The sequence below is a fragment of the Longispora fulva genome (assembly GCF_015751905.1).
GTDB lineage: Bacteria > Actinomycetota > Actinomycetes > Mycobacteriales > Micromonosporaceae > Longispora > Longispora fulva.
The window spans coordinates 2,703,958-2,729,036 of sequence record NZ_JADOUF010000001.1; the positions used below are offsets into that span (position 1 = coordinate 2,703,958).

Genomic DNA, 25,079 nt, shown 5'->3' on the forward strand with positions numbered 1-25,079 from the left:
GCCGGGCACCCTCGCCTTCTGCGTGAACTTGGGTTGTCACGGTAGTGGTCATTCGAGGTCTTGTGCGGGGTTGTGCGAACTGATGGAACCGTGCTCTATCTGGGTGATGAGTTCCTCGGCGAGGTGGAGTGTGGCGTCGGTGGGGTCGGTGTCGACGTCGGCGAGACGGTTGGTGACCTCACGTCGGGTCGCTCTGATCGCGGGGATGTCCCCGGCGAGGGCGTGGATGCGCATCGCCTGGCAGTAGATGTCTTCGGCGTAGGGGTCAAGGCGCAGTGCGGCGGTGATGACCTTTTGGGCTTCAGCGGTGTCGGTGCGGGCGATCAGGTCGGCCAGCGCCAGGTGGGCGTCGAGGGCGAGGCGGCGGGCATGCTCGCGGTAGGCGTCGACCCAATCGAATCGGCAGCCTTCGGCCAGTGCTCCCCCGAATGCGGTTGTGGCGATGCGCAGCGCCGCGATCTTCTCCGCCGTCTGATGCGGGGCGCACGCCTGGTAGTGGGCGAACGCGTCCTGCAGCCGCCACAGGTCCACGTCGACGGCTTCACGCGCGAGGATGAACACGTGCTGTTCGCGCAGAAGGTACGCTCCTGGGCCGGCGAATCTCGTGAGAACTTTACGAATGTTGGTCGCGAACGTGTTGACGCGGTGGTGGGCCCTGGACATGGGCGCGTCGGGCAGCAGGTTCTCATAGATCGCGTCGGTGGTCGCACGACCCCCGTTGGCGGCGAGGAACACGAGGAGTTCCAGAGCCTGGGTCCGAAATCCCGGCCCGTCCTCGACCGGGTCGACCGTGGGCTGCACCCCCGGCGGTCCGAGAACGCGCACGCGGGCGCGCACCCGGACAGGCCCCGCGCCTGCGGTGACAAAGTCAGCCGGCGCGTGCCCGCTCATGGCCGTGGTGACGGATCCATCGACTGTACTGGGCGTCCCCGTCAGATCATGGCGATGTGAAGCGTGGGGTTCACCGTCCCCCGCATGAACGGCGGCCTCCTTCTCGTTGGGGACCCCTTCGACGGGCGGGCTCGTCGCCGTGACCGCGTCTTCGGTCGGCGCGGGAGTGGGTAGCTGGCCAGTGTGGGCTTCGGCGAGAACGCGCAGCAGGTCGGCGGTGTCGGCGGGGCTGATCACCGCGACGCGCCCGACGTCGGCCGCGTGGGCGCCGGGCCGGTCGACGTCCCCGCCAGCCCGGCGGGTGGTGCCGTCGTCGGCGACAGCGACGGTGTCTCCCGGCTGCCACGGGCCGAGCAGGATTCCGTGAATGTCCAGGCGCCTGCCCTGAACAAGAAGCGCCGCGATGCGGGCCTTCGCGTGTGGTTCGGCCGCGTCGGCGATGAGGACCACGGGAGGCATGTACTCCTCGAGCGGGTCACTGTGGCGTACAGCGGCGACGTCGTCGACCTCGTGCTCGTAGACGAGGCGGCTACGGTGCAGGGCGGTGTCCTCCAGCAGGTTCAGCGCCTCGGGCAGCCCCGCGGTGACCGTCAAGCGAGGGGTGTCGGCGATGTCGACGGCGGACGTTCCCAGCAGGGTCGCCAGCGTCGTCGCCGGAATGATCACCTCACTGTCGTGGGAAGGGTCATCAGGTGCCCCGGCGGCCAGTGTGGCCGCGAGCATTCCTCTCCCGGCCGCTTCGGCGCCCGGCCCGGTCAGTCCGAGGCCCGCAGGAGGCCAGATCGTCCGCGTGCCCGCGTGCAGGGACGGCGTGAACGGGCTCGCCGGTTCGATCTTCGTAGTCGGCTCGACCTCGGCCGCCTCCGTGGAGGCGTCGTCTGCCTTGAGCCGCGAATCCGCGTCGAGGTCGCTGGCCCGTGCCGGGTCAGCGAACAGCGTCGGGCCTGTGCGCAGTCGGCGGCCGATCGTCGCGACGACCTTGGGTAGTGGCTGCAGGTCCGGGTCGCGGTCGCGCGCGCCGGGCACCGGGGGCATGGGCTTGTAGCGGCGGCGTCGGTGTATCCACACCGTCGCGGCGGCCGCGACGATCGCCGTGGCCAGGCCGACGTCTATCCAGCCGTTGCCCGGCAACGACACCCCCGACTTGGCGTCCCGGGACGCTGAGGCCGTCGGAGGGGTCGATGCGGTCGCGGGGACGGTGACGTTCGTGGCCGGCGCGGAGGGCTGGGCGGCGACGCCGTCATCTGGCTGGGGCATCGTCGCCTGCGGCGTCGGCGCCGTTGCGGGGCCGGGAGTGTCGTGGGGTGCCGGACTGTGTGTCGACGGGCTTGGGGCAGGCGGGGCCGGTGTGGCGTCGGGGGGTGCCGTGGCGTCATCTGGCAGGGTGAGGGTCCAGCCGGCCTCAATATGGTCGCCTCCGCGCATGCGGCCGGCGTCGTCGTAGCGGTCGGCGTTGAGCTGGTAGATCTCCGCGTAGCGGGCTCCGTCGCCCAGCCACGTCTCGGCGATGTCCCACAACGTGTCGCCGTGGCGGACGTCGACGGTATGGCGGCCGCTGCTCGTGACGACGGTGAGCCGACCGTCGCCCGTTGCGGCGGCGAAACGCGGCAGCCCCTCAACCGCCGATTCGTGAACGGCCGACTCTGGTGCCGCAGACGGCACATGTGACGCGGACACCCCGACGGAGTCCACGGTGCGGACCTCTTGGACGGCGACCGCCGCGGTGGCCGCGGGCGCGGGTCCCGCCGCGAGGGTGATGGTGGGGGCCGCCATGAGCCCGGCGATCAGAACCGATGCCAGGGCGTGCAACGGGGAACGTGAACGCCGGGCCCGCCTCCCCCTTCCTTGGAGCGCGGCGATGGATTCGGCCACGAGGCTGTAGCAGACGGCGGCCCACAAGAACCACAAGGCGATGACGAGCAGGCGCACGACAACGGCGTCATCGAACCCGGACGTCAAAATCCGCCCCCACCCTTGCGGGGTGCTCGGCAGGCTGCGCGGCAGCGGGTCGCCGAAGAAATGCCACAGTGCCATGGGGAGTCCCGCGACCACGGCCGCGATCGCGATCAGCGAGGCGACCGCGCGGAACACCCGCCCCACAGCGCGCAGCGGCCGGCGGCGGAACGGATCTCTCGTCACGGGTCACCTCCGGTGGACGGGGTCGCCGACGCCGTCGCGGTGACCAGCACCGTCGGTCGCCCGAACACCGCGAGCATCGGCGTGCGCTGCACACTGGTGGCCGTCACCGTGACCATCAAACCCGCGACCATGACCTGGCCCTGCGCGCCGGCGGCAGCCAGATACCGGCGGGCTGCCGCCACCGCAGGTCCGGGGTCAAGCCGCAGTACCCCGCCGGCCCGGTAGGCGGCCAGATCGATGTGCTGGGCTCCGGCCCGTGCGGCCTCGGCGGCCAGATCGTAGGCGCGGGTCCGGGCGGCGAACACCGAACCGCCCCCGAGGAGGATCGCGGCCATCAAGACGACGATCATGCCGACGCACGCCATCGTCACGCTCACGACCCCGGCATCACCGGCCGGCTGCGCTTTGACGCGAGAACGCATGGTGGCGGTCATGTCGCCTCCCGGTACACGTCGACGGGGCTGGTCGCCGTGGCCTTGAGGTCCAGTTCCGCCGGGACGGCGACACCGGTGAGTCCTCGGACGTTGACGGTGCACGTCACCGAGACGGTCACCGCCCCGCCTCGGGCGAAGCCCTCGGTGGCGACGGTGACGGCCAGGGCCGCGCACCTGCCGTGAAGGTTCGTTTCCACAGACGCCCGGGCGGCTGCGGTCGCGGCAACAGCTGACCGTGCCATGGAAGCGGCCCGCGCGCCAGCACCGGCCGCCGATGCGACGGAGATCTGGGCGCGGGCGATCTGGAACGCGCCGATGATCAGGAAGAACATGAGGACGACCATCGGCACGGACAGCGCCATCTCCACGGCCACGGCTCCCCGATCCGCCGCACGCCGTTCGCGTCCGGGTGGCGTCATGGCATGTACCGCTCGGTGGGCGCGGTCATCGTGATCTCGATGGGCAGAGACAGGCCGGTCGATGTGGCGCGGATGGTGACGGTCGTGGTCGCAGGTGACCGGCGCACCGTGACCCGCGCGTCGCGGACGAGGGGCCCGGCGAGCTGGGCCAGGAGTTCACGCGCCTGGGCCTCGCCGGTGGCGGGGTTGCCGCCGAAGGCGCGGGTGCCACGCAGGGCGTGCGCGGCGGCGGATTCGGCCGCCAGGTAGCCGATGCCCCACAGGACCCCCTGGGTGAGGGCGGAGATGATCAGCATGATCAGGGGCGCGGCGATGGCGAATTCGACGCTGGCCGCACCACGATCCGTACCGCGAGGTGGACGGGTGCGCCGATGGGTGGCTGCCATGGCTACGGGGTGGTGCCGAAAAACCAGGAATGGGTCAGGTCGGTGATCCCGGCCTTGTACGCGCCGTACAGGCCCAGCGCGATCGCGGCGGCGGCGCCGATGCCGATGGCGATCTGGATCGCCTCGGCGCCCTGGTCGTCACTGGCGCGGACGGCTCTGCACCTGTCGGCGGCGGCCGCGATCAGGCGTGCGGTGAGTGGTCTCATGGCGTTACTCCTCGCGGGATTCGGTGTCGATGCTCTAGGTCAGGCGCAGATAGGCGCATCCGGCGGCGATGATCAGGCTGACGATCGTGATCACCGCCGCGACGGGCTGGTCGACGAACACGGCGTACAGCCACGTCGTGGGCGTGAACGCGGGTCCCGCGGCGGCGGGGCTGGTGTTGGTCGCGGACGTGGACGGGGTGGCCTTCTCATGCATGTGGGTTCTCCCTTTCGATGGCGTGTCATGGGCGCAGTCCTGCGATGCCGGGATAAACCAGGAACAGCAGGAACACGCTGGTCAGGAGCATCAGCGGGATGCTCATGTGCTCGGAGGCGGATTCCGCGCGGGCTTCCAGGTCCGCAGCGAGGCGCTCGGAGAGGGCCTTTCCGCGTTGGGTGAGCGCGGCGCGGATGCGCGTGCCCTCCCCGGAGGCCAGCTGCAGGGTGGTGGCGAGCTGTTCGAGGTGCACGACCCCGGTGTCTCGGCCGAGCTGTGCGAGGGGTTCCCACAGGGGCACCCGGGTGGTGCCGGCGGTGTCGAGAGCCTGGCGGATGCGGTCGGCCGCCCAGCCCGAGGCGATGGTGGCCGAGTCGCGCAGCGCCTGCTCCACCCCGGCGCCGGCCGCCAAGGCCGGGGGGACGATGTCGAGGAGCGCGGCGAGGGTGTGGCGCATCAGGAGCCTGCGCTCCTGCGCCCTTTCGTGAAGGGACGACTCGGCGATCCACACGCCGGCCGCGCCCAGCAGCATCCCGACCCAGACCGGCGTGGACACCGAAAGGCCGGCGCCCATCGCGTCCAGGAGCACGACCGTCGCAGGCGGCGCGAACAGCCCCACGAGAGCCACGGCGACCAGTCCCGCCAGATAGGCGGCCGGATCCCGATCGCAGACGGCCAGGTCAGCCAGCGTTCTCCTTCGTGGCAGACCCAGACGCATCAGCGGACCGGCGACGCCCACCTCGACCCGCCGGCGACGGCCCACCGCCACCACCTCTGGCGGGGGACGGCGCACGGCCGCGACAGCGATGGCCAGGGGCTGGGTGGCCGGCCACAGCGCGAAGCACACCACCGCGCAGCCGAGGCCGAAACCCGCACCGATCAGCACCGTGGCGATCATCGCGTCCCCGCCTCGACGCCGGGCGCTGCGGTGAGGATGCGAGGCAGGTCCTTGACCCGCCCGACGCGCACCATCCACACCAGGCACCCTGAGAACGCGGCCCCGAGCACCGCGAGGACGAGTTGTCCGACGAAGGTGCCGTACGGCCGGAGGAAATCGGCCGTCGCCACGCTCAGCAGCACGGTCGTGGCCAGAACCACCGTGATGACGATGCGCGTCGACGTGTGCGTCGCGGCGCGTTTCGTGGCGATCCGCAGCCGCGCGGACACCTGATCGCGGGCGATCTGCCCCACCGCCGTCAGCCCCGCGGCGATGTCACGGGCCTGATGCTCGGCGGCCTGCAGCAGCACGTTCACGACCAGGTCCGCCGTCGGGTCGGCCACCTCGTCGGCGAAGGAACGCAAAGCCTGCGGCAACCGGACCCCCGAGCGCAGGCTGTGCGCGAGCTGGTCGAGTTCGGCGCGCAGTTGCGGCGGCCCGATCACCGCCGTGGTGATGACCGCCTGCTCGATGCCGGCCCCGGCGCGCAGCGTGCCCGTGAGATCCTCCGCCCACGAGGCGACCGCCTCCATCCGGCCCACCTGCCGGCGACCGGCACGGTCCGGCCCGAGCACGGCCGGCAACGTCCACGCCGCAACACCCGCCAGAACAGCGGCGACAGGCCACCCCGTCGCCACCCCGACCACGAGCCCAACAACACCCACAACCCCCAGCCGCGCGATCGGTATCGCGCGCGGCGGGCAGCCCCGCTCGGCCCGCGTCAGCCGCGGTCGGCGCGCCCCGGGCCGCAACCCGGTCCCGATCAGCAGCAGGCCGCCACCGACCCCCGCTCCGAGAATCGCCAGGAGGAACGTCATCGCCGTTCACCAGCCTTCGATCAGGTGCGGCGTGAAACCATGCGCGACAAGCTCGTCAAGGGTGTCGGCGCGCAGCGGAGCGGCGGGCCGGGCGCGCCTGTCGGGGCCGGGACGCAGAACTTCGTTGCTGATCACGTCGGTCCCCTCGTGGTGCAAGACCTCCCGGACGCTCGACAGCACCCGGGTGCGGTCGGTGGCCCAGTCCAGGTGGATGACGAAATGGATCGCGCCGGCGATCAACGGGGCCGTGGCTTCGAAAGGGAGCCGTTCGGCCGCCTGGGCGGCGTACGTCTGCAGGCGGGTGAACGCCTGCCGCGACGAGGAGCTGTGCACAGTACCCATCGAGCCGTCATTGCCCATGGACATGGCGTTGAGCAGCGGAATCACCTCACCGCCGCGCACCTCGCCGAGGATCACCCGGTCAGGGGACATGCGCAGCGCCCACCGCACCAGCTCCCCCTGATCAATACCGCCCTCACCTTCGATGTTGGGTTCACGCGCCTGCAGCGCGACACAGTCGGGATGATCAGGGTCGATGTCGAGGCCCAACTCGTCGGTGTCCTCGATCGTGATCAGCCGCTCCCGCGGGTCGATCAACTTCGCCAACGCCCGTAGCACGGTCGTCTTCCCCGAATTGGTGCCACCACAGATCATGATGTTGCGCCGGGCCGACACCATCGCCGAGAACAGGCTCACCATCGACGGCGGAAACAGTCCATGCTCACGGGCCAAGGCCGCCAGGCTGGTCTGCAGCAGCGGGTGCTTGCGGATCGACACCGACGGCTCCCGCGACAACATCGTCGCGAACAACCGGCTGCCATCAGGGAGCCTGACATTGACCCTCGGCACCCCGCGGTCAAAGCGGCGCTCGTCGGTACCGGCACGGGCGGCGATGTCGCGGACAAGATCGATCAGCTCAGCCGCCGACCCGGCGATCGTGGGCACCCGCTCCTTGCGGCCGTCCGTGCGCATGGCCCACACAACCTGGCCGTTGACGAAAATGTTGCTCACCGACGGGTCATCCAGCAAAGGCTGCAGACCTCCCATGCCCGTCAACGCGTCCGCGATGGCCCTTGCCACCTGCCGCTCGACCGGCGGATCCAGCGCAGGACGGCCCGCCGCGAGCTGCCGGGTCGCGTACTCGTCAAGAACCTCGGCGACCAGCGCCGTCACCCGCTCCACCCTCGCCGCACCGGACGAAACACCCGGCGTGTCAGCGAGGCGCTGGGCGACCTCACGACGCAGGACCGCCGTCAGCGCGTGATCACCCGTCGACTGCCACAACCCGGCGGCCGGGCCCGGGTGCGAAGGCGCGCTCATGCGGCACGCTCCCGGGTGGGCACCGGGGTGGTGCGGACGACAACGTCGGCGAGATCCCCGAGCGCGCGGGCCACAGGCCGCAGATGCCAGCGCCGAGTGGCGAGCCTTCCGGCGAGAACCCCGGCACCGCCGTCATCGAACGGCACCTGCCCCAACACCGTGACCCCCCAGGCCCGGGAAATGTCAGCCGCCGAGTACGGACCCGTCCCGGCGAGAACCAGGCCCAACCGATCACCGGCGGCCTGCCGCAGCCACCACAACCGCGCCTGCAGATGCGCCTGGTCCTCCACCCACGGGCGCACCACGACCAGGACCCGGTCCGCGTGACGCACCAGCGGCATCGCCGCCGACGTCTCTGCCAGCCGCCCGACATCACAAACCACCGCCCGCGCCGCACCGCCGACCACGAGCTCTCCCCCACTCGTGCTGACCAGAGCCCGCACCCCGGCCTCAGCGCTGGGGTCAGGAGGCGCGAGGACGACATCCACGCCCAGGTCCGCCAGCCGCTGGGCGTGCTCACCCACGTCCGCGCCCGCGGCACCGGAACGGTTCGCCGCAGCCAGCGTCACCAGCCCCGGGGTCATGCTGTGCCCGAAGCGGGCCGCTAGGTCCCCACCGGCCGGATCGGCCTCCACCACAACAGCACCCCCGGCCGGCCAGACGCAGGCCAACCCCAAAGCCACGGTGGTCGCCCCCGGAGAACCCTTCACAGACGCGACAGCGATCAGCATCGGGGTCACCGCCCCATGCCGAGAAGCACGACCGACGGATCACCAACGGCGCCAGCCAGGCGCGGGGCGTCCGCGGCGGCGACCAGCAGCGTCACGATAGTGACCCCGGACGGGTCCCCGCGCACCTCCGTGATCGTCGCGTCCACCGACACCACTGAGGAAAGGCCCGGCCCGCCACCGCCTGAGCCGGGCACCGCGGCCGGGGGTACGAACACCATCACCCGGGACCCCGACGCGGCCCCGGCCGGCAGACGGCCCGTCTTGACCGCCACCGCGACGAGCGACTGACCTGAAGGGGGCCACGCCGGCTCCCCGAACAGGCCGGGCGTGAGCAGCGTGCCGGCAGCCACCGGCACAGCGACCCGACGCCCCACCACATCGGCCCGCCCGGCAGACGGCACCACCTCCAGGCCCGACGACGACACCCGCACCACCCGCAGATCAACGTCTGCCACCGTGTGCCCCACCGCGAGAGGCTGCGACGCGGCGAGCACCGACTCGCGGGCGTCCAAGCCGTTGAACACCACCACGGCGGCGAGCGCGCACACCACGACCAACCCGACACCGACCAGGGCCCGCGAATACGAGACCCTTCGACCCGGCGCACGTTGCCTTTGCGAAGGCACTACGGCATCCGAAAAGCGCATATTGCTTACTCGCTCAGCCTGTTTTTGGGTAGACGAAACCACCATCGGGTACTCCCGGATCTGTCGCGAAAGGAAAGGCGAGAACTGCTAGTTGATGAGGGCCTGAGCCTCGACGACCACGACGGTCACCGACGTGCTCGTCGTCAGCGCGGGAACCGTCCCACTCGCACCCGCCCCAACCCAGGACACGTCCCAGGTCACCGTGGCAGTCAGTGTGTAGGAGCCGGCCCGGGTGAAGGTGTGCCCGCACGACGGCGAAGCGGCCGTCGGCGCGAGACTGGGGGTCCAGGGTGTGCCCGCCCCCTGGCAGACGACCGCAGCGCCGTCACCGGTGGACACTCGCAGGTCGCGGGGGCGGGCCGTGGCGGTAACGGACACGCCCGCCACGGTGGCCGTGGCAGACTTCGCGTCCCAGGAAGATGACTGCGCCCACAACCACGTCGGCACGAACGCAATCTGGCGCGCGGTCAACGGTGGATTCGTCTCAACCCTCAACGCCGGCAACACCAGCTTCGCAACCGCCTGCCGAGCAACCTGCTCGGGGCTGACACGCTGCGCATCCGGGATCCACTGCCAAAACGCGCCCGTTGCCCCCCACGGAGCCGTACACGAACGGAAATACCAAGCTCCGGGTCCAGGCTGCGGAGGCAGTCCAACAGGAGCCTGCGCCGACGGCCCATCGTAATAGCACCCATCACTTCCCAGCCAACCACGACCAGGAATCGAGCAAGGGACCGTAGCACCGGCCGGATCACGGCAATCGACAGGTCCACTGTCCGACGCGCCTGCGCCAGCATGTCCCGGCAGCGAAACCACAACTGTGCAGGCCGGCTTGGAGGGATTCTCGGCGCAGTCAACTTCTCCTCCACCGTCTGCCGAAGCAGGCCGGCTTGCCAATAATGCGAGGCCGGATGCCATTACCGCGGCGGCTACGGACCAGCGGACACCATTCAAGCGCATGTTCCCACCGCCCTGAGTCCGAAGTCGACGACTTTCCAAGTGCCGTCCACGATCTCCAAGGTCGCGATCAAGAGCCGCTTGCCCCCGGGAGTATCCTGGTAAGGCGAACCATCCGCCTTATACATGGATGTTGCGGATGTATCGACGCAGTCGTTGACCGTTGCCTTGGTCGGAGCGGAGGGTGGCTGCAGCGCTGCCACGCTTGGTTGGAGTACGAAATCCCCACGTTCGAGCAAGCCCTTTTCCTTGGTTTGCTGAACGCCCTTTACCAGGATGGTCAGCGCCGCTCCCGAAGCATGGCGGCGTAGGTCCGGAAAATTTGGGTCGGGTATGCGTGAGGCGGCCAAGTAGCTCGTCCACATCCCCCGATAGGCATCTTCAGCCTGCCTGCCGGCCATGGTGAGTGGATCTGCCGACGGCGAGGAAGCTGCCGGCGTGGAGACGGGCGGCCGGGTCACTGTGGGCTTCTTGGCCTCGGTGTGCTCTTGGCAGGCCGTGACCGCCGGTAGGAGGGTGAGCGCGACGAGCACCAGTCCGCGTTCCACCAGGTTCGACATGGGTTACCACCTCTGCTTGGAGGGTTTCAGGGGTACCGCATGGACCCCCGGGTACCGCAACCTCACCACCTGGGCGTGCCCGCCTCGTCGTGGCCACGTCCAGGTAACCAAGATCCGGGGCAAAAGGCCAGAAAGGTCGGATCGTGCCACGTTGAGACGGCGTTTCAGCCTGCCCTGGCGGAGGTGCGGGTTATCGAACCGGAACCGTCGACATGCGTCGGCAGTCTTCCGGCGGCGCACCCTCGTTATGCCCGCCTCGCGAATCAGGTGCCCACGTGGAGACCCATAGGGCCGGGGAGATTTAGGCGGCAATGTCTGATATGGGCGCGGCAGATCGCCCATTCGCCAGCGAAATACAAAGTCCAGGTTTATAAAAAGAAGCTAGTGATCCATTCAGGAAGGGGCGTATCGATGGCCACGAAGGGCGCGCCGCTGGGCCCCTTGGGCAATCCCGCCGTGGAAATCGCCCGCCTCGTTCGTCACTGCCGCGCCCGAATGACCTCGGCTGACATTCCCGACTGGGTCGGGCCGCCCAGGACCAAGTTGACGCAGGAGGTCATCGCCCACCGCATCGGCTGCAGCCTGGTCACCTACGGGCATCTGGAGAACGGCCAACTGCGTCGCATGTCGACGCAGTTGGCCGAGGCGGTGGCTTCGGCGTTGTGCATGACCGACTCGGAGCGCTACCTGCTGCACTGGCTGGGCACCGGAATGTCGGCGCCGGGCGTCCATCCCACCACCGAGAAACTGGTCGCGAGCCTGCGCCTGATGATGCACGCCGTGCCGTGGCCTGCGTGGATGAGCGACCCGGCGGGCAACATCTTCGACCGCAACCCCCGCATGACCGAGTGGATGCCCGACACCGCGGGCAGCGCCAGCTTCATCGCCTGGGTCCTGACCGCCGCCCCGGCGCGCGAGCAGCTCGTGGACTGGGAGACGACGTGGATGCCAGCTGCGGTTGCCTACGTGCGCATGATCTCGGCCATGGCTCCCACCGATCCGCGCATCGTCGCCCTGATCCGGGGCGTGGTCGAGCCGTGCGCCCTTGCCCGAAGCCTCTGGGAGAACTCGGCGGTGCAACGCATCCAGCCAGGTGCTGACATCGCCTCGCAGCCCTTGTGGCTTCGCGTACGCGGTAAGCCGGTCGAAGTATCGCTGACCGTCCTCACACCACCGGGCGCATCGGAGGGACGATTCGTGGAACTCATCCCACTCGGCACCTAGGGACGGAGCGTGATTGCAAACCGGCACTTTACCAACCGGCACTTGACCAGGTAATAGTTTCTGGTTTCGTCCGTCGGTGCGGCGCACGCTGGGTCGATGATCGTCGCTCCCGCCCCTCAGAAACCCTCCCGCGAGAGGGCCCCGGCGGCCAGGTTCACCCGCTGGATCCTGGCCCTGCCCGGGCTGTCCGTGCTCCTGCCCATGGTGCTCGGCGCGGACATGGGCTCGGCGATCGGTGGCCGCCAGGAGGTCGCCCTCCTCTCCGACCTCCTGGCGCACACACCACTTCCCGCGATCGGTGCGCTCCTGTTCGTCATCGGCGCCCAAGTCCCGGTCCGCGACCTGGGGGCGCTGGCAGCCCGCACCGGCACCATCCTCGCCGCCGCCACGGCACTTCCGGCACTGCTGGTGCTGGGCTACGGCTGGGCCTGGGGTCCGCGCGGGCTACTCGGCGTCCCCCTGTTGACCGTGGCCAGCAGCGGCATGTCGATCTCCAACAATGTGTGGGTCGGGATCGTGCGCAAGATCGGCGCCCCTGCCGATGTGGCTGCCGGATGTGTCGCGGCCGTGGCGTCCAGCGGCCCCCTGGTCCCGCTGCTCGTCCTCGCGGTGTGGCGGCGTCACGCCACGTCGGCGCCGTGGACCCTCGCACTCGGCGCGGTACTACTGCTCGGCGGCGGTGTCCTGACAGGCGTGATCCTTCCGGCCTGCAAGGCGCCGCTGGCCCGCTTGACCACCCCGCTGCTGGTCGCGATGAGCGTAGCGATGGGGTGGGCAATCCCCCTACAAGCCCTTGCCCGAGCGGCTCCCCGGGGGATCGTGGTGGCCGTGACCTCCGGTTTGGTCACCGGGGGCACGGCCGCCCTGCTCTGGACACGCCTCGGCCACGGGCCCGCCGCGATCGGTTGGGCCGCAGCCGCGCCCGCCGGAGTGTCGGTCACCGTTCCCACGATGATCGCCATCGCCGACCCGTACTGGTCGCAGTGGGCCCCGACCGCGACCGCGCAGACCGCCGCCGCCGTGCTCGCGGGCATCATCCTCACGACCTTCCTCGGGACCGTCGCCAGGCCCCGCCCACACGACGGGAGCCGCACATGGACACCCTCATGATCGCCACCATGGCGGGTGCCACCCCCACCGCCGTGGTGGCCGGCATCGGCTGGGTCAGGACCCGCCTACGCCTGCGCCACGCACACGAGACCGTGCGACAGCTACGGACCCACATCGGCGAGGCCGAGTACGCCGCCACCCACGATCCGCTCACCGGGCTTCTCAACCGGCGGGGCCTCACCACCGCCCTCACCACTCACCTGGGCTCAGCACCCGGTCCCACGGCGCTGCTCCTGCTCGACCTCGACGGGTTCAAACAGGTCAACGACACCCTGGGCCACACGGCCGGCGACCAGGTCCTGGCCATACTCGCCCGGCGCCTGCTCACCTTCGCCGCAGGAGCCATCACCGCCCGACTCGGAGGAGACGAGTTCTTCGTCTACCTGACCAGCCCGTACCCGACACCCGTCGACCCCCGAACCTGGCCACAACCACTCGCCGAACGCCTTCGACAGGTCCTCTCCCGTCCGATGCGCATCAGCGGCCGCGCCCTGCGGGTCACCGCCGCGATCGGCATCGCTCCGGCTACCCGCAACGCCCCACTCGGCGACCTGCTCACCCGTGCCGACCGCGCCCTCTACCGGGCCAAGGCAGCCCGCGACGGCGTCGCGATCTACGGGTCATACCTCGACAAGGCGCCTCCCAGCCACCACATCAAGCACGACATTCTCACCGCCGACACACCACCCGCCTCCAAGATCATAGAAGGAACACGGGAATGACCGACCCTTTGCGGTGCCGAGCACCGAGCGAAGAGCACCAGTCCGGCGATGTTGGGCAGCGATCGCGGACCGGGGCGATCGCGGTGTCAACAGCCTCTGTCGCTCTCCGCCGACGCCCGGGTGCCCGGTCCCGAGTGCTCCTGGGTGTCGCCCGGTGGTGCCCTGCCTTTTGATGAACGTGCCAGCATGCACAGGACGGACGCCGGAACCATAGAATCCGACTGTGGACATCCCGTCGTTGTGGCAAGAGTTGGAGAACATCCTAACGCCGATGCTCGCCGGCTTCCGTTCCAAACGGTCCCTCCGCGTCGAGCAGAAGTCTGATAGGACCCTGCTGTCGGAGGCAGACGAGGCGGTGCAGGACCAGATCATCAAATGTGTGCGAGCTGCCGACCCGAATGGATTGATTCTCGGCGAGGAAGGCGTCCATGGCCCGGATCTCCTTCGTGGGAGTGACCCGAGCAATCGGCTTTGGATCATCGATCCCATCGACGGAACGGCCCAGTTCGTTGATGGCGCGGGTCGAGAGTTTTGCAGTGTCGTTTGTCTCGTTGAGGACAGGACACCGGTAGCCGCTTTTGTTTTGGCGCCTGAGATCGGACCCAGTCGTAGTTCCGTCTGCATTAGCTTGAGCGGCCGAAACGAGCCGATACTGATCAACGGTATACGGGTCGCTGGTAGGTCGATGTCCAGTCCGTCGCGCTTGGTTTCGGTAACCCGGAGTTCCGGTACGGACGCGCGGGTCTATGAACCCGAGCTGATGGAGCGGGGTTACCAGCTCAAGGTTCGTACGACATCGCAGACGCTGGACATGGTGAGGACGTGCGTCGACCTTGCCCCGTTTACCGATCCTACTCTCGAATCGTTCGGCCTTTTCTATCGTGAGCGCCAGAAGGTCTGGGATGGTGCCGCGGGCATGTGCCTGGCTGCGGCTGCCGGACTGTTTGTGGGCGACGGCACCGGCCGAGGGCGCGCCGCGATCGATATCCCACTGGACGCCGCCGATCCTGTCTTCGGCAGCACGCTTGTGGCTTCGGATTCGGTTGCCGCTCAGATCGTCGTGGAGGCGTCCAACCGCTAGTTCGGCCTATGGAATTTCGCTAGCGTTCGAGTGCTCCAAGCCGCTCAACTAAATGCTTCAGATAGGAAGGCCAAGCATGAGAAGTTGGTACGCGTTCGGCTAGCCGCTTCGCCAGTTCGATATCTCCGATGCTGGCGGCGACGCTGGCGGATCGGATTGCTAGATGGGGTATGCCTGCGGGGAGTTCTGTCGCGGCAGTAGTGAGGTAGTGCCTGGCCTGCGCGATCTCGTTGTGGCGCACCGCCTGGTCGGCCATCGCAAGCAGCCACAGGGCAGTGACGTCGGTGCGAAGATCGGTTAGCTGGTCGGCGTACACCTCATCGAGGCGGTTCAAGTCGCGTCGAAGCCGCCGGGCGCATGCAAGGGCTTCAGGATGCGGTATACGGCTCAGTAGGTGAATCACGCCGTCTGCCTCGGTTTTGCGGCGGTGAGCATTCACTGCGGAGACTTCATCGGCATCCTCGTCGGCGATACGGAAACTGTGCTTCATTGACTCGATCATGTCGTCAACGGCGTGCACCGCCTGGCGGATTTGGTCGCCGGTCAGAGTTACCGGAGCACTGTCCATCGGCCGCCCAGCTGCGGTGAGTTCTCGGGCCTGGCGGAGGAGGATTGCCTGCTGCATATGAAGTTGGACCTTCTCCATATGGCGCACCTCAGCGACAGGAAGGAGTTTTCTCCTGACGACCAGGAGATCGTTGATTCTGGTCACTTCGGGTCGCCAGTCCAGCCCGGGGCGGTGGTGGCTTGCCAGCATGAGCCGTTCCCGGCGAAAGCGCAGTTGAAACAGGATCGAATCCGCAGAGTCGTTACGAAATGAAGGATGGTGGAGCTCGATGTCGAGTGCGCGGCGATCGGAGTGCCTGCGAGCGACTGCGATACTGAGCAAGGCGAGGTCTTGGCGCTCTCGGTCGGTCAACATGCCCGAGGCGAGGGCGGCGTATCGAGCGAGACTAGCGAGAAGTGGTTTGGCGTCACCGGTCGAGATCAACTGCCAGGCGTAGTCGATCCCGTCAGAAAGTTGTTCGTGATCGAACGTGTTCTCAGCATCCAAGGTAGAAAGTGGCCCAGGGCGTGCCAGTGGCCCATCCGCGGCGTCCGCGAGACGTTGACCTGCAATGAGTACGATCCGTTGATCGACTGGATGCGCTGGATGTCGGGCAGTCAAGGCGGCACGATGCAGACAGAACAGGACCAACGGCACCGCCAGCCGAGACCGAGTGAACTTGCGACCGTCCATGCCGGCCAAGGCTGTTCCGTCGTAGTCGCTCATGGGCTCAGGGTTCGCCCCCGGCGCGAGGCGTGAGGCAATCAGAGCGACCCCGATCAGGATCCGCGCATCCGCTTTGGACCTTGCTTCGGCCGCTGCGTCTGCCAAGCCTCGATAGATGGCGACGTCCCGTTCCTGTGGCGGTAGTCGCTGAATCCACCTCACAGCGGGATCACGGGCGAGCACTTCCAGGCTCAGGCGCTCACCTTTCTGCGGCATCCCCAACAAGCGGACAGGGTGCTCAGCGGCACGGCGTGCGATGAACTCGTCGGCGAGGCTCTCGGCCGCATCGTGTCGCCAGTTGCTCAAGGATGCCCTGCTCGCAGACCGATCCTTTGAACCGATGGGACGCAGGTAGTAGCGGGCCAGCTCCGCCAACCGAGCCCGTTGCTTGGCCGTCGCGCTCCTGTGGATGATTTCCGCGAGGCGGTCGCTGAGGTCATCGCGCACCCAACCGGCCAGCCGCACACGCTCCGCCCCGGCGGAGTCAAGGATGGCCAACTCGCGGTGGTCACGCGGCACCAGCCAGCCAGCGTAGTCAGCATCGACCAATCCTGAGCCACGACGGATGGCTTCCAGAAACGACAGGAAAGCCCCTCGCATAGCTAGGAATTTAACAGAACTGAAAGTTCGACGGCGTCACACTTCGCTGTCCACCCATCGCAGCCGCACGATGTCAACGTGACGTCGATGGATGCGAGCGCCCTGCTCGCCTCGCCCGCAGCGCGACCGGGATTACTAAGGCCGAGGCCCGCCAGAAGACCAGACCGCCTCGTTCGTCGGAGCAGAGCCTGGCTACGGCGGCAATCCACCGACCCCCAGCGGTGTGCTATGGACTCGCGCTGCGCGGCAAAAGGAGGAACTGTGGAACCCACGTCTCAGGCCGACGGATTGAGGTCTGTGCTCCGTAGCGCAATGTCTACGACTTCCTCGGCTGTCTGCCTGACCTCGATGCCGTCGACCGGTTCGCCGTTGACGTCGTTGACGCTCCAACCGCCGATGCTGATGACCGGTACGCCTCCTCGCCGCTTGGCGAGTGCCAGTTCCGAAAGTGTTCCCCAAGAGCCGCCGACGATGATCACGACGTCGGCGCTCCAAATAATGATCGCGTTTCGGGCCTCGCCCATGCCGGTGACGATGACGGCTGACAGGTGCTCATTGGCACCGTCGCGGGTGTCGTTCGGGCGGATTCCGATGACGAGGCCGTTGTGTTCATGGGCCCCGGCGGCGACTGCGTCCATGACACCGGTGCCTCCGCCGCAGATGACGGTGGCACCGGCCTGGGCGAGGAGCTGGCCGATCCGGCGTGCGTGGGCAAGGTCGGCGTCGGTGGCGTGGCGTGGTCCGCAGACGGCGACTTGCAAGGGCATAGGCATGGCGTGCTCCCGGGTACTGGTGGGCTCCCGGCCAATGGTGTCAGGCGGGCAGGCTGCGGACGGCGGGGTAGGCCAGGAACAGGGCGACCTGTTCGGTCAGGTCCGCGACCGCCGAGCCGGCTGCGGGACGGGCCAGGTGCTGGCCGAGCGCCCGCATCCTGCCTGTGATCGGCGTGGTCCGCATCTCGGTGGGAAGATCCAGGACGGGGCGCACTGCTTGTCCTGCGGCTTCTACGTCGCCGAGTGCCAGGTGTGCGGCGGCCAGGTCCTGACGGCCGGCGGCCACGAGTTCGGCGCTGTGCTGTGCCACTGGGCCGGCGGTGAGCAGCTCTACCGCGCGGGTGGCGTCGGCGACGGCGCGGCGCAGGTTGGCGGGTCCACCGAGGGAGAGACGGACTTCGGAGCTGTAATAGGCGGCCTTGCCGGGGGCGAAGTGAAAGACCCCGGGCTCGCTCGTGGTGGCGTCGGCCGCGGAGTCCTGAGCGTCGAGGCCGGTGCCCAGAGCCCGTTCAACTGCCTGGGCGTCTCCTCGGGCGGCGTGGGCGCGTGCTTCCTGGCTGGCCAGCCGCAGCAGCGTACTGCCGGCGGTGGCATAGGGGCGGGCGCTGGCTGCCAGCTCGGCGGCCTTCGCGTAGTCCCCGGACCAGTAGGCGACGTTGGCCTGGACCCACCGGACGTAGACGCGCAGTTCGCCGTGTCCGGCGTGATCGGCGCACAGCCATGCCGCGCGGGCGTGCGCGTCGGCGGCGACGGGCTGGCCGAGGTCGGCGGAAGCGTGAGCAAGCAGGGCGGTGACGCGCCCGGCGGCCAGGTACAGGTCACCGAGATGGGCCGGGTTGGGGTAGGAGTCGATCGCGGCGAAGATCTGCTCGCGCAGGGCGGCCAGCGGCCGGAACATGGCGAACGGCGGAAGACTCAGGTAAGCCACGGCGAGCCGCTGGACGTCGGTGTTGAACTGCTCGACCAGCTCACCTCCGACAGGGCGGGCGGCGGCGCGGGCGACCCGAGCGGAGTCCTCAGCAGCCATCATGACCTCCTCGATCGTCGGCCCCGTGAGGGCGGGACCGTATGCCAGCGAAACGTCGCTGACTCTGGGCGCGGCGAGCGTCCAGCTTCGAGGATGACGCATCCGATCGGCCAAGAGAACCAGGTCCCCGTTGGCGCCGAGTTCGTCGTCAAGGAGCTGAGCGAGCGATGCGTCCGGGGTCGTCAACTCGCGTTCCAAGTTCGATATGTGGGTCTTGCCGCAGTGCACGGCGGCGGCCAACGAGCGCACCGTGTGGTCGCTGCCTTCGCGACGCCGCCGGAGTTCTGCTCCGAACGTATATCCGCCCACCGGGTGCCTCCCCGTGTCCGTTGTCCGCGGACAAGACGCGGACGCTCAGCGCTTTCCCCTGCACTCACCGTACAGGCAGTGTGATTCACAGCGACAGTGTCCCTTGTCGATCGAAAAGTCAATCCAAAGCCTCAGCCAGGGAGGACGTCGCTCCATGTACACCATCACGATCTTGCCGACCGGCTCCAGCTCTCACGGCCAGGTGACGCAGAGCAACGCCCAGCGGGAGTGGGAGAGCGACGATGCCCCGTCTTCCGGCGCTCCGGCTCCGCTGGCTGGCGTTGGCACGGGTAGTCAGTGGCTGCCACAGGATCGTGGCTTCGGCCGGCCCGGGGCGAGCCATGTCCGGCACGTCCGCCGTGAGCCGGCGGCGGTGCCCCGGTCCGAGTGGCCGTTCGTGTTGAGGGCGGCCACCCGGGCCTCGGTCTCCGGCTGGTCGAGCTCAACTCCTCCCCAAGGGTTCAACTTGCTCGACCAGCCGGTCTCCCCCGTGGTTGGGAGTCTTCTATGACGACGCTGATGGGGATCGACCCTGGCGGGGTTGGCTCTGCCGATCATGCTCTGGCGGAGCTCGATCAGATGCGGTGTGTTCTCGTCTGGGGATACCGGCAGGTGCGGCGCGAAGGCGTCGGCATGGAGCAGCTGAAGCAGGCGTTGGACGACTTGGACGCCGCCGTGCGGATCGTCGCCGATGTGACGCGAGAGGTGTCCCAGGCGAGCCGCGCGGAGAGGCGTCGTCCCGCCGTAGTCAGCGCGGTACTGGCCACCGCGGCGTTCGGCCTGCTCGCTGCGGAACCCGCTGGAGTCCTCCCCTCCGGGCTGGCCCTGGTGCTCACGGCTGTGGCGGCACTCGGCGCGCTGGTCCACCCCGCGCGGAGGACTTTGAATTGGTGGAGGGCGAACACCGACCGGGTCCTGACAGAGAACCGGTGGAATGACCGCGCGAAGGCGATGCTGGCCGACGCTCAGGGGCAGCCGGCTGAGGTCCGCCACGCGCAGGCCGTCGCTTTGGCCTACCGGGCGGTTCGGGAGGCCGAGCGTCGGCGCGAGGTGCTGGCCAGGCAGGTCACCGTCGCGTTGGGCGTCGAGTGGGGCCCGGACTGGCTTTCCATCCTGTACAGCGGCCTGTTGCGTCTGTCAAAGCCGCTGGGCGACCTGAGCGCCGCGCTGCCGGCGCTGGACCTGGGCTCCTACGGCGCCAGTCCCGAGGCGCGGTCGTGACCGCCGTCGGCAGGCCGTGCGCTGGCAGCGGCGTGCCGGTTCAGCGACCTCTGGAGCTTGATCCACGTGATCGAGAAGTAGATGGGAGACGCGAGATGTCGAGAAGTATCACCACCGATTCCCAGCGGCGCTGGCGGGTGTTGTTCGTGGCGCTGTTCCTCGCCGCGCTGGCCGCTGGCTGTGTCGGCGCGGTGTACTGGGCGGTCACGAGCAGAGCCCATACCGAGGCTCCCCGATGAACGGGGCACGCGGCGAGGATCGCGGCGACCGTCGCCGTACTGACCAGCCCAGTGGATCTAGCGCGGCAGGCCGCCCTGCCCCAACCGCTCGCCGAGGACGACGCAGTTCCGGAAGGCAGTGCGCCTGGCGGTCAACCTGTGACGCCCCGCACGTCGACTTGAAGCGCCACAAGACGGTGGTGCTCACCGAGGCAGAACGGAAACGGGGCGCGCAGATCGCGGGCTGCCACATCAACGATCGGACTGCCACTCACGCGGAGCGCCGGTGGACGAGAGTGGCGGGTTGCTGCGGGGGCTACCCGCCCGCCTCACCGACATAGGAGGAACCCGATGAACGACCTGTTCGCCGTCGACAGCCAGCCGTTCGAGCTGGATCTGCGGATCGCCACCGAGGGTCCGGTGGTCGCCGCTCTGCTGTCGTCCACCGATGACGGCTGCGACACCAAGCAAGGCAGCGACTGCTAGACGGAGCCGCAACGGCCAGGCCCGGGATTCCCGGGCCTGGCACCGAACCGACCACGAAAGGGGGATGCGTTGAGCCGATTTCGGCACCTCGCGACGGCCATGGTGCGCGCGAGCGCCCAGCCCGAGCCCGAACTGGGACCGTGGCCATCGGCCGACCACCCGGACCGGGTGCACCGTTGGCTGATCGGAGCCTGGTCCTCGGACACGCTGCGGTTCCAGGTCCGGCTGGCCAGTCCCGGACTCGCCGACCGCCTGGACGCTCTCTCCGCAGGCACACACCTTGATGGGCGCGATGCCAGGCGGGCGGCGCTGGCACTGGCCCGCTATCTGGTGCGCGGCGGCCGGCGCGCCACACCGTTCGGGCTTTTCGCCGGGATCGGGCCTGCAGCCTTTGGCCCAGCGGCCTCAGTACACCACTCGGGACCGCCGGAAGTACGCCTTCGACCTGACGCGGTCTGGCTGGCCGACGTGATCTCCCGGCTGGAGCGTGCCCCGGAGCTTCGCAACCGGCTCAAGGTCGGTTCCAACAACCTGGTGGCGGCCCGTGGCGACCGGCTTGTGCTGGCGTGGCAGCCGCACGGAACCGTCACCCCAGTTCCATTCAGCGCCGAGCGGTCGGTGGCCCGGACCGCACCTGTCGAATGGTGTATCCGGCGAGCGCGGACGCCGCTACAGTTCGCGCTTCTGGTTCGGCTGCTGCGCGCGGAATTCCCGACCTGCGGCGAGCAGGCGGCCGTGGACCTGGTCGCAGGGTTGATGGGCTGCGGGATGTTGATCTCTCAACTCCGGGTGCCGTCGACAGTCGTGGACCCTCTCGGCTTGCTGCTGGACCAGCTCCACTCGGTCTCCGCCGAACACCTCGACGCCGTCGCCGGGCTGGTCGCTGATCTGCAGGCCGTGTGGCTGAAGCTCGGGGGCGTGGGCCTGTCGCCGGCCTTTTCCGACGCAGGCGACATGGCGGTGGTGAAGCTGATGCGCGAACTCGCGCCCGTCGAGCAGCCGCTGGTCGTTGACCTCCGACTCTCCGAACAGATCACGCTGCCCTCCGACATCGCCACCGAGGTGGAAGCAGCGGCCGGGGTGCTGGCCAGGCTCGCACCACATCCGGCCGGGCGGCCGGAGTGGCGTGCCTACCACCAGGCGTTCCTCACCCGGTACGGCACCGGATCACTCGTGCCGGTCACACAGTTGGTGGACCCGGTCTGCGGCCTGGGGTACCCGAAGCACTTCACCGCCCCTCGCGAACCGGCGTCGTCGGCGCGAGACGGGCGACTGTGCGCGCTGGCGGAGCGGGCGGTGCTCGACGGTGTCCGGGAGATCTGCCTGGATGACGACGCCGTCACCGCGCTGTCCGAGCCCGTCACACCCTCCGGCTCGCCGATGGCGCACCTGGAGGTGTGCGTGGAGGTGCATGCCGGCACCGTCGCCGACCTCAACACCGGGCAGTTCACCCTGACGGTGGCCGGCACCAGCAGGTCGGCGGCGGCAACCCGGGGCCGGTTCCTGGACCTGCTGCCCGAGCCGGCCGGCACAGACACCACTACCGAACTGGCCGGGCTGGTCACTCTCACCGAGGGAGCGGTGCCGGTGCAGGTGAGTTTTCCGCCCCACGCCACCCGGCCGGACAACGTCCTGCGATCCCGGCAGGTGCTGCCGGAGATCATCTGCCTGGCCGAGCTCCGCAGCCATGCAGACACGGTGATCGGCCTAGACGACCTGGCCGTCACCGCCACCGGCGACCGGCTGGTTCTGGTACAGGTATCGCGACGGCGGGTGCTGGAGCCTATGGTCACCCACGCCGGGGCCTCACACACCATGCCGCCGCTGGGCCGACTGCTGCTGGAGCTGCCCGCCGCCCTGGCCTGTCCGGTCAAGCCGTTGGACTGGGGCGCCGCATCGGCGATGCCGTTCCGGCCGGCGCTGCGCTACGGCCGAGTCATCCTGTCCCCGGCGGCGTGGCACCTCGACCCGACCGAGCTTCCCGGCCCCACCTCCACGGAGTTGGAGTGGACAGCCCGCTGGCGGGTGGTACGGCGACGGCTCCGGCTACCGGACTGCGTGCGCATTGGGCACGGCGACCAGCAACTCCGGCTGATGCTCGCGAAGGCGATGGACCGGGCCCTGCTGCGCGTCCACCTCGACGCGGCCGACGGGCCAGTCACCATCACAGAGGCAGCCGGCCCCAGTAGCTTCGGCTGGCTCGACAGCCGGGCGGCCGAACTCGTCGTCGGGCTCACCAGCATCCACCCGCCAGCCCCGCCACCGTCGATCCTCACCAGCGGCCCGTGGCCACCGCACGAGCCCACCGCGCCACTGCTACCCGGGAGCCGGATGCTGTCGGCCCGGTTGCTCACAACACCCGAGCTGATGGACACCATCCTCACCCGGGGCCTGCCGGCCCTGCTCGCCCAGTGGGAGACACCGCCGGAGGTGTGGTTCCTTCGGATGCGCCACCCGGAGCCACACCTACGCCTTCGGGTGCACACCGCCGACTACGGTACCGCCGCCATGCGGGTCGGCCGCTGGGCCGAGCAGCTCCGCCAGCACGGCTGGATCGGCGACCTTGTCCTGGACACCTACCGGCCGGAGACCCACCGCTACGGCCCGCATGCGTGCATGGACACCGCCGAACTGCTGTTCACCGCCGACTCCGCCGCCGCACAGGCCCAGCTTGACGTCGCCCGGCAGCGGTGCGTGGACCTGCGGGCTCTGACCGCCGTGAGCATGGTCGACCTCGCCGGGGCAATGCTCGGCGGCCCGGCCGCGGGCCGAGAGTGGCTGATCGCCCACCCCGAGCTTGCCGCCGACACCCCGACCGACCGGACCGTACTCCGCCAGTCCCTCGCCGTCGCCAGCAATCCCGACGATGACCTGCTCGCCGAGGCGTGGACACGCCGCCGCCGGGCCGCCCAGCACTACGCGGACACGCTGGCCGCCGACGGGGGCCGTCTGGCGGCGGATTCGGTGCTGCCAAGCCTGCTGCACCTGCACTTCGTCCGCTCCCACCTCCCCGACCCCCACGGTGAGGCCGCCGTGATGCGGCTGGCCCGCGCCGTCGCCCTCGCCACCGCCCGCACCCGCACCCGCACCCGCACCAGGGAGGCGGCGTGATGAGCCTGTTGGCCGACACCCCGGTCCTCCACGAAGCCGCCAAGCTGGCCGCCTCGATCAGCCACGGGCTCATCGAGCCGCCGCCCCCGGACTTCACCCCAGACGACCACAGTCCGCGCAGCACACGGTGGAACGCGCAGTCCATCGCGCGCGGCGCGGCCGGGGTGGTGATCCTGCACGGGGTGCGCGCCCAGACCGGACACGGCGACTGGCTGCCGGTCCGCGCATGGCTGCGCCGGATGACCGCCGACCCGATCGCCGCCCGAGGCCACGGAGTCGGTCTATGGTTCGGCGCCCCGGCCGTGGCACACACCCTGTCGGTGGCGCTGCCCGGGATGCTGCCCCACTATCAAGCTGAGCTCGACCGCGCGGTAGCAAGGCTCACGGGGATCAAACTCGACGCCGCCTTCGCCCGGATAGCCGTGCGCTCCCGGCCCCGGCTGGACGAATTCGACCTGGTCCGCGGCTTATCGGGGATTGGCGCGCATCTGCTGCGCCACCAGCCCGACGGCGATCTACTGGTGCGGGTGCTGCAGTACCTGGTGCAGTTGACCGCGCCGGTCGACGCCGACGACCCGGCCGGCAGGCTCGCGCCGGGCTGGTGGAGCAACCAAGCCCCAGACGGCGGCCCGCTTCGGGGCGGGCACGCCAACCTCGGGGCCGCGCACGGCATCGCCGGTCCACTGTCGGTGCTCGCTGCCGCCTACCGGCACGGCGTCACCGTGCCCGGACACGGCGAGGCGATCGAGCGGATCTGCGCATGGCTGGACCGCTGGCGACAACCGGGAACGGCGGGCCCCTGGTGGCCGCAGAAGATCGCCCTGGCTGAGCTGCGCGCGGGCGAGCCCATCCCGGGCGGTCCGCTGCGGCCGAGCTGGTGCTACGGCACCCCCGGGCTGGCCCGCGCCCAACAGCTCGCCGGCATCGCCCTCCAAGATCCCGGCCGTCAGCAGGCCGCCGAAGACGCGCTCACCCGTTGCCTGGCCGATCGCGGGCAGCTGGCCCAAATCGTCGACCCGTCGCTGTGCCACGGCTGGGCGGGAGTCGCCGCGACCTTGTGGTACGCGGCCCTCGACGCCCGCTCCACCGCCGTGGCCCGGCACCTGTCCCCAGTGCTCCAGCAGCTCCTTCACCACGCCGCCGACGCTGCCCCGGAGCGCGCCGGCCTGATCGAGGGGCGGGCCGGGATCGCGCTGACCCTGCACGCGATGGCCACCGGCACAGACATCCGCTGGGCGACCAGCCTCATGATCGACTGAACGGAG

At 69.4% G+C, this 25,079-nt stretch carries 25 protein-coding genes; 9 read left to right on the forward strand and 16 right to left on the reverse strand.

Going from position 1 to position 25,079, the window contains the following annotated elements:
- Positions 1 to 48: 48 nt before the first annotated feature.
- The 13 genes from IW245_RS12070 to IW245_RS12130 all read right to left on the reverse strand — a co-directional run bounded on the left by IW245_RS12070 (position 49) and on the right by IW245_RS12130 (position 10,659).
- On the reverse strand, positions 49 to 3,030 hold the full coding sequence (locus IW245_RS12070; protein WP_197003266.1) for a BTAD domain-containing putative transcriptional regulator: 2,982 nt from the start codon (positions 3,028 to 3,030) through the stop codon (positions 49 to 51).
- Complete coding sequence (locus IW245_RS12075) at positions 3,027 to 3,452, reverse strand: pilus assembly protein TadG-related protein (RefSeq protein WP_197003267.1); 426 nt, start codon at positions 3,450 to 3,452, stop codon at positions 3,027 to 3,029. Before IW245_RS12075 ends, IW245_RS12070 begins: the two co-directional genes overlap by 4 nt.
- 8 nt (positions 3,453 to 3,460) lie before the next feature.
- Positions 3,461 to 3,883: a TadE/TadG family type IV pilus assembly protein gene (locus tag IW245_RS12080; protein ID WP_197003268.1), complete on the reverse strand. Its 423-nt coding sequence runs from the start codon at positions 3,881 to 3,883 to the stop codon at positions 3,461 to 3,463.
- Complete coding sequence (locus IW245_RS12085) at positions 3,880 to 4,269, reverse strand: TadE/TadG family type IV pilus assembly protein (protein WP_197003269.1); 390 nt, start codon at positions 4,267 to 4,269, stop codon at positions 3,880 to 3,882. Before IW245_RS12085 ends, IW245_RS12080 begins: the two co-directional genes overlap by 4 nt.
- Before the next feature lie 2 nt (positions 4,270 to 4,271).
- Positions 4,272 to 4,475, reverse strand: a complete 204-nt coding sequence (locus tag IW245_RS12090; protein WP_197003270.1) for a hypothetical protein — start codon at positions 4,473 to 4,475, stop codon at positions 4,272 to 4,274.
- Between the two features lie 34 nt (positions 4,476 to 4,509).
- Positions 4,510 to 4,689, reverse strand: coding sequence for a hypothetical protein (locus IW245_RS12095; RefSeq protein WP_197003271.1), 180 nt, complete (start codon positions 4,687 to 4,689; stop codon positions 4,510 to 4,512).
- A 25-nt stretch (positions 4,690 to 4,714) separates the two neighbouring features.
- Positions 4,715 to 5,587 carry a type II secretion system F family protein gene (locus tag IW245_RS12100; RefSeq protein WP_197003272.1) on the reverse strand — a complete coding sequence of 291 codons (873 nt, stop codon included), beginning with the start codon at positions 5,585 to 5,587 and terminating at the stop codon, positions 4,715 to 4,717.
- On the reverse strand, positions 5,584 to 6,444 hold the full coding sequence (locus IW245_RS12105; RefSeq protein ID WP_197003273.1) for a type II secretion system F family protein: 861 nt from the start codon (positions 6,442 to 6,444) through the stop codon (positions 5,584 to 5,586). Before IW245_RS12105 ends, IW245_RS12100 begins: the two co-directional genes overlap by 4 nt.
- A gap of 6 nt (positions 6,445 to 6,450) precedes the next feature.
- On the reverse strand, positions 6,451 to 7,764 hold the full coding sequence (locus tag IW245_RS12110) for a TadA family conjugal transfer-associated ATPase (protein ID WP_197003274.1): 1,314 nt from the start codon (positions 7,762 to 7,764) through the stop codon (positions 6,451 to 6,453).
- Positions 7,761 to 8,402: a CpaE-like family protein gene (locus IW245_RS12115; RefSeq protein WP_197003275.1), complete on the reverse strand. Its 642-nt coding sequence runs from the start codon at positions 8,400 to 8,402 to the stop codon at positions 7,761 to 7,763. The genes IW245_RS12110 and IW245_RS12115 overlap by 4 nt, the downstream gene beginning before the upstream one ends.
- 98 nt (positions 8,403 to 8,500) lie before the next feature.
- Positions 8,501 to 9,187, reverse strand: coding sequence for an SAF domain-containing protein (locus tag IW245_RS12120; RefSeq protein WP_197003276.1), 687 nt, complete (start codon positions 9,185 to 9,187; stop codon positions 8,501 to 8,503).
- A 42-nt stretch (positions 9,188 to 9,229) separates the two neighbouring features.
- Positions 9,230 to 9,520 (reverse strand): hypothetical protein, encoded by a 291-nt coding sequence (locus IW245_RS12125; RefSeq protein WP_197003277.1) that lies wholly within the window; start codon positions 9,518 to 9,520, stop codon positions 9,230 to 9,232.
- A 572-nt stretch (positions 9,521 to 10,092) separates the two neighbouring features.
- Positions 10,093 to 10,659 (reverse strand): hypothetical protein, encoded by a 567-nt coding sequence (locus IW245_RS12130; protein ID WP_197003278.1) that lies wholly within the window; start codon positions 10,657 to 10,659, stop codon positions 10,093 to 10,095.
- Positions 10,660 to 11,070: 411 nt separating this feature from the next.
- On the opposite strand from IW245_RS12130, the gene IW245_RS12135 reads away from it, so the two are divergent.
- From IW245_RS12135 to IW245_RS12150, 4 genes are all read left to right on the forward strand, one after another.
- Positions 11,071 to 11,883, forward strand: coding sequence for an MmyB family transcriptional regulator (locus IW245_RS12135; protein ID WP_197003279.1), 813 nt, complete (start codon positions 11,071 to 11,073; stop codon positions 11,881 to 11,883).
- A 96-nt stretch (positions 11,884 to 11,979) separates the two neighbouring features.
- A complete protein-coding gene (locus tag IW245_RS12140; RefSeq protein ID WP_197003280.1) occupies positions 11,980 to 12,993 on the forward strand; it encodes a 2-keto-3-deoxygluconate permease in 1,014 nt (337 codons plus the stop codon).
- Positions 12,978 to 13,715 (forward strand): GGDEF domain-containing protein, encoded by a 738-nt coding sequence (locus IW245_RS12145; RefSeq protein ID WP_197003281.1) that lies wholly within the window; start codon positions 12,978 to 12,980, stop codon positions 13,713 to 13,715. The genes IW245_RS12140 and IW245_RS12145 overlap by 16 nt, the downstream gene beginning before the upstream one ends.
- A 223-nt stretch (positions 13,716 to 13,938) precedes the next feature.
- On the forward strand, positions 13,939 to 14,796 hold the full coding sequence (locus tag IW245_RS12150; protein WP_197003282.1) for an inositol monophosphatase family protein: 858 nt from the start codon (positions 13,939 to 13,941) through the stop codon (positions 14,794 to 14,796).
- Between the two features lie 19 nt (positions 14,797 to 14,815).
- Here the strand turns inward: IW245_RS12150 and IW245_RS12155 are convergent, their stop codons facing one another.
- The 3 genes from IW245_RS12155 to IW245_RS12165 all read right to left on the reverse strand — a co-directional run bounded on the left by IW245_RS12155 (position 14,816) and on the right by IW245_RS12165 (position 18,778).
- Positions 14,816 to 16,669, reverse strand: coding sequence for a hypothetical protein (locus IW245_RS12155; RefSeq protein ID WP_197003283.1), 1,854 nt, complete (start codon positions 16,667 to 16,669; stop codon positions 14,816 to 14,818).
- A 275-nt stretch (positions 16,670 to 16,944) separates the two neighbouring features.
- Positions 16,945 to 17,442: a TIGR00725 family protein gene (locus IW245_RS12160; protein ID WP_231398775.1), complete on the reverse strand. Its 498-nt coding sequence runs from the start codon at positions 17,440 to 17,442 to the stop codon at positions 16,945 to 16,947.
- Positions 17,443 to 17,482: 40 nt separating this feature from the next.
- On the reverse strand, positions 17,483 to 18,778 hold the full coding sequence (locus tag IW245_RS12165; protein WP_386779595.1) for a helix-turn-helix domain-containing protein: 1,296 nt from the start codon (positions 18,776 to 18,778) through the stop codon (positions 17,483 to 17,485).
- Between the two features lie 507 nt (positions 18,779 to 19,285).
- Here IW245_RS12165 and IW245_RS12170 point away from each other — a divergent pair.
- The 5 genes from IW245_RS12170 to IW245_RS12190 all read left to right on the forward strand — a co-directional run bounded on the left by IW245_RS12170 (position 19,286) and on the right by IW245_RS12190 (position 25,073).
- On the forward strand, positions 19,286 to 19,999 hold the full coding sequence (locus tag IW245_RS12170) for a hypothetical protein (protein ID WP_197003285.1): 714 nt from the start codon (positions 19,286 to 19,288) through the stop codon (positions 19,997 to 19,999).
- A gap of 95 nt (positions 20,000 to 20,094) precedes the next feature.
- Positions 20,095 to 20,238, forward strand: coding sequence for a hypothetical protein (locus tag IW245_RS12175; RefSeq protein WP_197003286.1), 144 nt, complete (start codon positions 20,095 to 20,097; stop codon positions 20,236 to 20,238).
- A gap of 330 nt (positions 20,239 to 20,568) precedes the next feature.
- Positions 20,569 to 20,703, forward strand: a complete 135-nt coding sequence (gene fxlA / locus IW245_RS12180) for an FxLD family lanthipeptide (RefSeq protein WP_197003287.1) — start codon at positions 20,569 to 20,571, stop codon at positions 20,701 to 20,703.
- Positions 20,704 to 20,772: 69 nt separating this feature from the next.
- The gene (locus tag IW245_RS12185; RefSeq protein ID WP_197003288.1) at positions 20,773 to 23,814 is read left to right on the forward strand and encodes a lantibiotic dehydratase; all 3,042 of its coding nucleotides are present in this window, start codon (positions 20,773 to 20,775) and stop codon (positions 23,812 to 23,814) included.
- Complete coding sequence (locus IW245_RS12190; protein ID WP_197008459.1) at positions 23,814 to 25,073, forward strand: lanthionine synthetase C family protein; 1,260 nt, start codon at positions 23,814 to 23,816, stop codon at positions 25,071 to 25,073. Before IW245_RS12185 ends, IW245_RS12190 begins: the two co-directional genes overlap by 1 nt.
- Positions 25,074 to 25,079 lie beyond the last annotated feature (6 nt).

What these genes read in the sequence shown, in the direction of transcription:
- IW245_RS12075 (WP_197003267.1), bottom strand. Translation starts at nt 3,452, where the DNA reads ATGCGTTCTCGCGTCAAAGCGCAGCCGGCCGGTGATGCCGGGGTCGTG.
- IW245_RS12080 (WP_197003268.1), bottom strand. Translation starts at nt 3,883, where the DNA reads ATGACGCCACCCGGACGCGAACGGCGTGCGGCGGATCGGGGAGCCGTG.
- IW245_RS12085 (WP_197003269.1), bottom strand. Translation starts at nt 4,269, where the DNA reads ATGGCAGCCACCCATCGGCGCACCCGTCCACCTCGCGGTACGGATCGT.
- IW245_RS12090 (WP_197003270.1), bottom strand. Translation starts at nt 4,475, where the DNA reads ATGAGACCACTCACCGCACGCCTGATCGCGGCCGCCGCCGACAGGTGC.
- IW245_RS12095 (WP_197003271.1), bottom strand. Translation starts at nt 4,689, where the DNA reads ATGCATGAGAAGGCCACCCCGTCCACGTCCGCGACCAACACCAGCCCC.
- IW245_RS12100 (WP_197003272.1), bottom strand. Translation starts at nt 5,587, where the DNA reads ATGATCGCCACGGTGCTGATCGGTGCGGGTTTCGGCCTCGGCTGCGCG.
- IW245_RS12105 (WP_197003273.1), bottom strand. Translation starts at nt 6,444, where the DNA reads ATGACGTTCCTCCTGGCGATTCTCGGAGCGGGGGTCGGTGGCGGCCTG.
- IW245_RS12110 (WP_197003274.1), bottom strand. Translation starts at nt 7,764, where the DNA reads ATGAGCGCGCCTTCGCACCCGGGCCCGGCCGCCGGGTTGTGGCAGTCG.
- IW245_RS12120 (WP_197003276.1), bottom strand. Translation starts at nt 9,187, where the DNA reads ATGGTGGTTTCGTCTACCCAAAAACAGGCTGAGCGAGTAAGCAATATG.
- IW245_RS12130 (WP_197003278.1), bottom strand. Translation starts at nt 10,659, where the DNA reads ATGTCGAACCTGGTGGAACGCGGACTGGTGCTCGTCGCGCTCACCCTC.
- IW245_RS12135 (WP_197003279.1), top strand. Translation starts at nt 11,071, where the DNA reads ATGGCCACGAAGGGCGCGCCGCTGGGCCCCTTGGGCAATCCCGCCGTG.
- IW245_RS12140 (WP_197003280.1), top strand. Translation starts at nt 11,980, where the DNA reads ATGATCGTCGCTCCCGCCCCTCAGAAACCCTCCCGCGAGAGGGCCCCG.
- IW245_RS12145 (WP_197003281.1), top strand. Translation starts at nt 12,978, where the DNA reads ATGGACACCCTCATGATCGCCACCATGGCGGGTGCCACCCCCACCGCC.
- IW245_RS12155 (WP_197003283.1), bottom strand. Translation starts at nt 16,669, where the DNA reads ATGCGAGGGGCTTTCCTGTCGTTTCTGGAAGCCATCCGTCGTGGCTCA.
- IW245_RS12160 (WP_231398775.1), bottom strand. Translation starts at nt 17,442, where the DNA reads ATGCCTATGCCCTTGCAAGTCGCCGTCTGCGGACCACGCCACGCCACC.
- IW245_RS12170 (WP_197003285.1), top strand. Translation starts at nt 19,286, where the DNA reads ATGACGACGCTGATGGGGATCGACCCTGGCGGGGTTGGCTCTGCCGAT.
- IW245_RS12175 (WP_197003286.1), top strand. Translation starts at nt 20,095, where the DNA reads ATGTCGAGAAGTATCACCACCGATTCCCAGCGGCGCTGGCGGGTGTTG.
- fxlA (WP_197003287.1), top strand. Translation starts at nt 20,569, where the DNA reads ATGAACGACCTGTTCGCCGTCGACAGCCAGCCGTTCGAGCTGGATCTG.
- IW245_RS12190 (WP_197008459.1), top strand. Translation starts at nt 23,814, where the DNA reads ATGAGCCTGTTGGCCGACACCCCGGTCCTCCACGAAGCCGCCAAGCTG.